This window comes from Armatimonadota bacterium (assembly GCA_025059775.1).
Classification (GTDB): Bacteria; Sysuimicrobiota; Sysuimicrobiia; order Sysuimicrobiales; family Sysuimicrobiaceae; genus Sysuimicrobium.
This window is the reverse complement of the sequence record JANXCW010000029.1, coordinates 1-7,192: the sequence shown is the minus strand read 5'-3', so window position 1 is coordinate 7,192 and position 7,192 is coordinate 1. Positions and strand designations below refer to the sequence as shown.

The window sequence follows — 7,192 nt, the reverse complement described above, 5'->3', positions numbered from 1 at the left end:
TCCACGTGCAGGGGCTCCCAGGGGCTTTCCTCCTCGTTCTCCGCGATGCAGAAGCTGTACTTGGCGGGAGTACCCTGCGTGCTCTGATCGAAGACGTGCGGCCGGATCCCCAGGGCGTTCAGGACCACCAGGCGGATCGCCCGGCCCACGGTGGCGTTGGCCCGGTCCCCGGGGCTGAAGACGTTGTCGGAACCGTTAAACCCCAGCTCCTGCCGGATGGGGCCGTTGACCACCACCAGCACCGCCTGTCCGCTGGTGCTCTGCAGCAGGCCTCGGCTTCCCGCGGTCCGCTCCAGACCCTCCAGGGCCGCCAGGACCACGGGGAAGTGCTCCGGTCGGCAGCCCGCCATCACCGCGTTCGCGGCCGCCAATCGCACCGTGCACCTCCTCCCCAGGTGCTCTTGTGCCAAGAGGACCTCCTCCGGGTCCCGGTCCACCTGGGCGAGGAATTCCTCCACGAACTCCTCCGCGGGAGGAACCACGGGCAATCCGTCCGTCCACCCCCGCTCGTAGCAGTACTCCATCACCCCCCGGGCCTGCTCCACCGCTTCCCGGGCGGGCTCTACCTCCTGCCAGGTCTTCATGTTCCCCCCCGTGCGGATCGCTCGGCTGCCTACGGGGCCTGGATCCCCAACAGCCGCACCACCTCCGGCAGCACCTGCTCCGCCCGCGCCCGCACCTCCTCAGGGCTCAAGCTGCTGAGCGGATGTGGGATCACCGCGTAGGGATAGCCCGGCATGCCCCGGGTCTGGGCCATAGCGTCCGCGGTCCGTAGAAATGCCTCCGTGATCACCACCGCCGCAGGCACTCCCCGCTCCTCGAACAGAATGCCATCGGCCACACTGGCCGCGCTGCACGACCCTCAGTCTCCCACCCCCGCGATCACCACGTCGCACCGCGCCAGGAGATCCTCCACCAGCTCCGGCGGAGCGGGAAGGGAGGCGTTGGGCTTGCGGCGCAGGTGCACCTCCTGTGCCCCGAACCGTACCTGCAGCAGCTCCCCCAGGGCCCGCAGGAAAGCGTCCGCGTTCCGCTTCCCGTTGTCCACCAGCCCCACCCGCGCTCCCTGCAGACTCGAGCGGGTTCGGGGGGCCGGGGACTTGGCGGCCTGCACCGTCTCCCCTGTAGGATCCACGAGCACCGGCATGACTCATCCCTCCTGTGGAATGCGCTTCTCCAACCGCACGCCCCGCAGGGCGGGGTACACGGGCGCGATGCACTGCTGGAGCATGGCCTGCAGCACCTCGTCCCCCACCAGGCACTCCAGACAGGCCTCCGGGGTTGCTTCCAGCACCAAGTCCACCCACCCGTCCTCCGTCACCTGCTGAATTCGGAGCGCAAACCCGTCCGCGGCAAGTCCCACCCGGACCTCGTCGAGGGCCCGGTCAATCCGCTCTAGGGTCGCCCGCGCGCCTTCCATGCTCTCACGCCTCCTTTTTAGCCTCTGCGGCCGTCTCCTGCACTCCGGGAAGCTGCAGTCCGAAAAACCGTGCGGCATTCAGCAGGAGGATCTTCCGCCGCACCTCCTCCTTAAGGGGAAGGTCGGCGAACTCCTCCAGCCACCGCTGCGGCGTGATCATAGGGTAGTCCGATCCGAAGAACACCTTGTCCTGGATCAGGGTGTTCGCATAGTGGACCACGGAGGGGGGGAAGTACTTGGGGGCCCAGCCGGACAGATCCATGTACACGTTGCCCTTGTGCCGGACGATGGCCAGCTGCTCCTCGTGCCAGGGCCACGCGGGGTGTGCCAGGATGATGCGCAGCTCCGGATACCGGGCGGCCACCTCGTCTATGTAGATGGGACGGCCGTAGTCCAGCCGCAGGCCCATGCCGCCCGGCCTCCCCACCCCGATGGCCGTGGTTCCCGTGTGGAAGAGTACCGCCAATCCCCGGTCCACGCACGCCTCATAGATGGGGAAAAAGCGGGGGTCGTCGGGCCGGAAGGCCTGGGTGATCTGCTGGAACTTCATCCCCCGCAGCCCCAGGTCCGCGCACCGCTGTACTTCCTCCACCGCCCTCCTTCCCTTCCATGGGTCCACGCTCCCGAATCCGATGAACACCTCGGGGTATTTCCGGACCCACCCGGCCACTTCCTCGTTGGAGATGCGCAGTCCGCTCTGGGTCTCGTTGTCCACGTCGAAGATCACCGCCATCAGGTCCAGGGAGGCGTACAGCTCCGCCATGGCGTCCGGGTTGTCCCACCGGGGATCCACCCCCGTGGGGAACATGGGCCGCCGGCCCAGCCGGATCTTGTCCCCGGTGGCGATGTGCACGTGTACGTCGATTCCGCGGACCATTTTTCTCTCCCTCAAGGCCTGTGGAGGGGAATTCCCCGGATCTCCGCGGGCACCGGCATGATCCGCACGTCGTCCGTCACCCGAAGGGGGGCTCCCGTGCGCGCCTGGACCTCCCCGAGGCTTACCCCGGGGGCTACCTCCTCCAACACCAGCTCCTCCCCTTCTATCCGGATCACCGCCAGGTCCGTGTAGATCCGCTTCACGCATCGGGGTGCGGTGAGCGGATACGTGCATTCCTCTACGATCTTCGGCTCCCCCCGCTCCGTCACGTGCGTCATGGCCACCCACACCCGCTGCGCCCCCACCGCCAGATCCATAGCCCCCCCCACGCCGGGCACCCGCTGCCCGGGTACCTTCCAGTTCGCCAAATCCCCCTTCCGGGAGACCTGCAGGGCTCCGAGGACCGCGTGGGTGAGGTGTCCTCCCCGGATGATGGCGAAGGAGAGCGCGTGGTCAAACAGGCTCGCGCCCGCAAGCAGGGTCACGTAGTCCCCGTTGGCGTTCACCAGGTCCGGATCCTCTTCTCCCGGCGCGGCCTTCGGCCCTACCCCCAGGATCCCGTTCTCGCTGTGGATCAGGACATCCCGTCCCTCAGGGAGGAACTGCAACACCAGGGAGGGGATTCCCACCCCCAGGTTCACGTAGCTGCCGTCCGGGAGATCCTGAGCGATCCGGTATGCCACACCTTCCCGCGTTAGGGCCATGCTGGACCACCTCGTCCAACCCTGGTGTCCTGTGCTCCCCACCGGGAGGGGGATCGTCAGACACGGCGCAGGAGTCGGGGATGGCGCTCCGTAGCCACCACCCGGTCCACGCAGATGCCAGGGGTCTCGACCTCCTCGGGGGAGAGCGCCCCGACCGGAACGACCTCGTCTACCTCCGCGATCACCACCTTCGCGGCCATGGCCATGATGGGGTTGAAGTTCCGCATGGTGCGACGGTAGGTGAGGTTTCCCCACCGATCCGCCCGGTGCGCCTTGATGAGGGCGAAGTCCGCGGAGAGGGGGAGCTCGAAGACGTAGGGGCGGCCGTTGATCACGCGTATCTCCTTCCCCTCCGCCAGCTCCGTCCCCACCCCAGTGGGCGTGTAGAACCCGCCCAGTCCAGCCCCTGCCGCCCGAATCCGCTCCACGAACGTGCCCTGAGGCAGAACCTCCAGCTCGATCTCCCCGCGGAGATACCGGTCCCGGAGGGCCCAGGCTCCCGGATGCGTGGGGTAGGAGCTGATGAGCTTCCGCACGGCTCCGTCGAGGATGAGGCCCCCGAGGGCGTAGTCCTCCGTGCCGCCCCCACACTGGATGATCACGAGCTCTCGCAGCCGCCGACGCCGGAGGGCCTCCACCAGCTGAGCGGGAAAGCCCGGAGGGCCGAACCCCCCGATCATGATGGTGGCTCCGTTGGGAATGTCCGCGACGGCCTCGTCACACGTCGGCACGAGCTTATCCATGCCCCTCGCTCACAGAACTATCCAATACGATCGTGATTCCTCTGATGTCAAGCCTTCCTCAGCGCACCTGTCCTTGCAGGACAGGCAGCAGGCGCCCATAGAGCTCCAGCCGCCGGCGGGCGGACTCCACCGCCCTCTCCTGCCGTTCAAGGGTGGTCTCGATCCCGCTCCACAACAGGTCCTTCTCCCCCTGAAGGACGAGCTGCAGTGCCAGGGTGGGGCTGGGGGTCAGTGTAACCTTAACTTCATCCCGCAACTTCCGCACAAAGTCGAAAGCCCAAGCCTCGCCCAAAAGCAGTCCCACCGCCGCCACCCCATTGGTGAGGGCGGAGATGCTGCCCACCAAACGACCGCGCCACCTGGGGGTCAGCAGATCCTCCCATCGTCTGGGGGCTTCCTCGGACCGCACCCGCCGAGTGTCGTGCGCGATGGTATGTACGAACGTCCAGCCACTCAGCACGGCTCCTCCTAACAGTCGCGCGCCCGGATGAATTCCGAAGGTCTGGATCTCCGAATCCGAGAAGGAGACAAGCAACCCCCTCTCGTACGCCGGAAGAATCCCAGGGAGACTGTACGCGAACACGTCGTGCTCATGCCGGCCCGCTTGCGCCTCTGCCACGGCCCTGGTAGGTGCGGCCACGTCCGTAACGGTGCGCACCCGCAGCCACGGAAACCTTCCGTTCAGGGCCTTCTCCAGCGGGTCCGCTACCTCCCGCACGTTCGTGAGGATGTGGACCACCCCCTCTTTCTGGGCTGCCTCACAGATCCGCTCCCGCAGGGAAGGCCCTGTAGCAGCGCCTCTTGGGAAGAGAACGGCGACGAGGAAGCTCGTCCAGAGCGCACCCCGCAGCCATCTTCGCATCCATCCCCACCTCCTTAACTCCCTTCCCTTAAGGCACCTGGCCCTGGAGGATGGGCACGAGTCGTCCGTAGAGCTCCAGCCGGCGCTTGGCGGATTCCACGTTCTCGAAAAAGATCCGCATGCGGTGGCGCTCGATCTCCCGACGCAGCTGGGTCCTTGCACCCGGCGTGGCGTCCGCCAGGAAGTACGCCTTCCGCTCCATGATGGGCTTCGCCTCCTGGGTCGCCGCCCACAGGGCCACGCACCGTGCGGCGTTGGGGTGCGGTGCCCGCTGGAAGGCCACCACCACGAACTGGGAGGCGTAGGTGGGGGTCACGGGGTTCCACGCCAAGGGCTCCCGGAACCGCTCCCGACGATCGATGGTCTCTCCGATGCCGCCCCACATGAGGTCCTTCTCGCCCCGCAGGACCATCTCCCGACCAATGGTGGGGTTGGGGACGATGGTGATCCGGACCTCATCGCGCAGCCGCCTGGCGAAGTTCGTGGCCCAGGCCTCCCCCAGCAATAGCCCCAGGGCCGCGATCCCGTTCGTCACCGTGGGGATGTCCCCCACGAATCGTTCCCGCCAGCGGGGGTTCAGGATCCCGTTCCAGTCCCGGGGAACGTCCTCCGGGCGGAGCCGGCGCGAGTCGTAGCTGAGGGTATGCACGAAGTTGTAGAACTTGAGGGTGGTGTTGTTCAGAATCGCGGTCCCCGGCGGGATGCGGAATGCGGTGAGTTCTTCCGGCTTAAAGGAAGCCAGGAGATTCCGCTCGAAGAGGGGCAGAACCCCTGGAATGGTCCACACCAGGATGTCGTGCTCGTGCCGGCCCGCCTGGGCCTCCGTGATGGCCCGGGTGGGCGCTGCCACGTCCGTCACCGCCCGGACCCGCAGCCCTGGAAACTGCTCCTGGAAGAGCTCCACGAGCGGATCCGCCACCAGGGCCACGTTGGTGAGGAGGTTGAGCTGCCCCTCCCGCCGGGCCTGTTCACACAGCTGCTCCCGCAAGGACGCCTGAGGGGCCGCCTGGCTGTACGGCCCCAGTACGGCCGCGCACAACCACGTCCCCAACAAAATCCCGAAAATCTTTTTCCCGCGCATGCTGCTCCCCCCTTCAGGAATGGGTTGGTGCAGTTCCTCCGAACACCCGCACCCGATCCTCCGGAATCTCCAAGGTCACCTCCCCTTCCGGGACCTCCACCCCTTCCGGAACCTCCACCAGGATCTCCGCCTGACCCACCTGCACCCGCAGCTCCTGGATGTTGCCCAAAAACGCCCTCTGCCGCACAATCCCCCGTATCCCTCCCGTCGCCCCCACCTCCCCCGCGGGCACCACCCGGCACACCTCGGGCCGGAAGAACACCAGCACCCGATCCCCAGGCTTCAGGCGGTCCTCCCCGGTCCCCATCAGTCGCCCCGCCGCGGTCTCTACGAAGTAATGGCCCCCTTCCTGCCCCACCACCTGACCGGGCAGCAGATTCCCCCGTCCCACGATATACGCCACCCGTTCCGACCGGGGCCGCAGGTACACCTCCTGCGGGGTCCCCACCTGCAGGATCCTGCCTCCGTCCATCACCACCAGCCGGTCCGCGATGGCCATGGCCTCCTTCTGGTCGTGCGTCACGTAGATGGCCGTGAACCCCAGCCTCCGCTGCATCTGCACGATCTCGCCCCGCAGCTCCTCCCGCACCCGTGCATCCACGTTCGACAGCGGCTCGTCGAACAGGATCACCCGATCCCCCGCCACGATGGCCCGGGCCAGGGCCACCCGTTGCTGCTGCCCTCCGCTCAGCTCGCCCGGGTACCGCCGCTCCAACCCCCCGCACCCCACCATCTCCAGTACCTCCCGCACCCGGGTCCGCTCCCTCCCCCCCTCCCGGCGCTTCATCCGCAGCGGGAACGCCACGTTCTCGTACACCGTCATGTGCGGCCACAACGCGTAGGACTGGAACATCATGCTCACCGGTCTGCGGTGGGGCGGCCAGAAGACCCCCTGCGCTGCGGAGAACACCAGCTCCCCTTCGATCTCGATCTCCCCTCCGTCCGGCCGCTCCAGCCCCGCGAGGCTCCGCAGCAAGGTGGTCTTCCCGCACCCGCTGGGTCCCAGCATTACCAGAAACTCCCCTCTCCGCACCTCCAGCGAAACTCCATCCAGCGCCACCACGCCTCCGCTTCCCGCGCGGGGTCCGAATCGCTTGCGCACCTCCCGAACCCGCACGGAAATCCCCTCCCCACTTTCCACAGCCATCAGGGCGGTGGGGCTCCGCTCAACGCGGGCTGCTTCCCGCATGCTCCCTTCCCTCCCTCAGGTCCATCACGCGCCGCGCCTTGTACTCCGTCCTCGGAAGTCCCCCGGGTTCCACCAGCTCCACCCGGACCCCTACCCCCAGGGCCTCCCGCAACTTCGACGCTACCGCACCCTCGAACCCCTCCGGGACCGTAGCCGTCGCCCACTCCACCCGGACCACGAGCTCCGGCCGCTCCACGGTTCCCCGCAGCACCACCTGGAACTCGTCCGCAAGCTCCCGAAAGCCGCGGACCACCTGCTCGATGGCCGCGGGGTACACGTTCACCCCCCGGTACCAGATCACGTCGTCCGCCCGCCC

11 protein-coding genes are annotated in these 7,192 nt (G+C 67.5%); all 11 read right to left on the bottom strand.

All coding sequences use genetic code 11. The annotated features are described in order from the left end of the window. Nucleotides 1-584, bottom strand: a 584-nt coding sequence (locus N0A24_12125) for a hypothetical protein (GenBank protein MCS7174084.1), incomplete at its 3' end; no start/stop codon positions are given. A gap of 29 nt (nt 585-613) precedes the next feature. Continuing rightward, on the bottom strand, nt 614-841 hold the full coding sequence (locus tag N0A24_12120) for a hypothetical protein (protein ID MCS7174083.1): 228 nt from the start codon (nt 839-841) through the stop codon (nt 614-616). Nucleotides 842-862: 21 nt separating this feature from the next. Further along, the gene (locus N0A24_12115) at nt 863-1,147 is read right to left on the bottom strand and encodes a hypothetical protein (GenBank protein MCS7174082.1); all 285 of its coding nucleotides are present in this window, start codon (nt 1,145-1,147) and stop codon (nt 863-865) included. Between the two features lie 3 nt (nt 1,148-1,150). Next, complete coding sequence (locus N0A24_12110; protein MCS7174081.1) at nt 1,151-1,420, bottom strand: hypothetical protein; 270 nt, start codon at nt 1,418-1,420, stop codon at nt 1,151-1,153. A gap of 4 nt (nt 1,421-1,424) precedes the next feature. Beyond that, nucleotides 1,425-2,297, bottom strand: a complete 873-nt coding sequence (locus tag N0A24_12105; GenBank protein ID MCS7174080.1) for an amidohydrolase family protein — start codon at nt 2,295-2,297, stop codon at nt 1,425-1,427. A gap of 11 nt (nt 2,298-2,308) precedes the next feature. Beyond that, nucleotides 2,309-3,001, bottom strand: coding sequence for a 3-oxoacid CoA-transferase subunit B (locus tag N0A24_12100; protein ID MCS7174079.1), 693 nt, complete (start codon nt 2,999-3,001; stop codon nt 2,309-2,311). Nucleotides 3,002-3,057: 56 nt separating this feature from the next. Continuing rightward, nucleotides 3,058-3,744 (bottom strand): 3-oxoacid CoA-transferase subunit A, encoded by a 687-nt coding sequence (locus N0A24_12095; GenBank protein ID MCS7174078.1) that lies wholly within the window; start codon nt 3,742-3,744, stop codon nt 3,058-3,060. Nucleotides 3,745-3,802: 58 nt separating this feature from the next. Beyond that, entirely contained in the window at nt 3,803-4,606 is an 804-nt protein-coding gene (locus N0A24_12090; GenBank protein ID MCS7174077.1) for an ABC transporter substrate-binding protein, read from the bottom strand. A gap of 28 nt (nt 4,607-4,634) precedes the next feature. Continuing rightward, complete coding sequence (locus N0A24_12085; protein MCS7174076.1) at nt 4,635-5,687, bottom strand: hypothetical protein; 1,053 nt, start codon at nt 5,685-5,687, stop codon at nt 4,635-4,637. 13 nt (nt 5,688-5,700) lie between these two features. Beyond that, on the bottom strand, nt 5,701-6,876 hold the full coding sequence (locus N0A24_12080) for an ABC transporter ATP-binding protein (GenBank protein MCS7174075.1): 1,176 nt from the start codon (nt 6,874-6,876) through the stop codon (nt 5,701-5,703). After that, nucleotides 6,854-7,192, bottom strand: a 339-nt coding sequence (locus N0A24_12075) for a phenylacetate--CoA ligase family protein (GenBank protein MCS7174074.1), incomplete at its 5' end; no start/stop codon positions are given. The genes N0A24_12075 and N0A24_12080, both read right to left, overlap by 23 nt.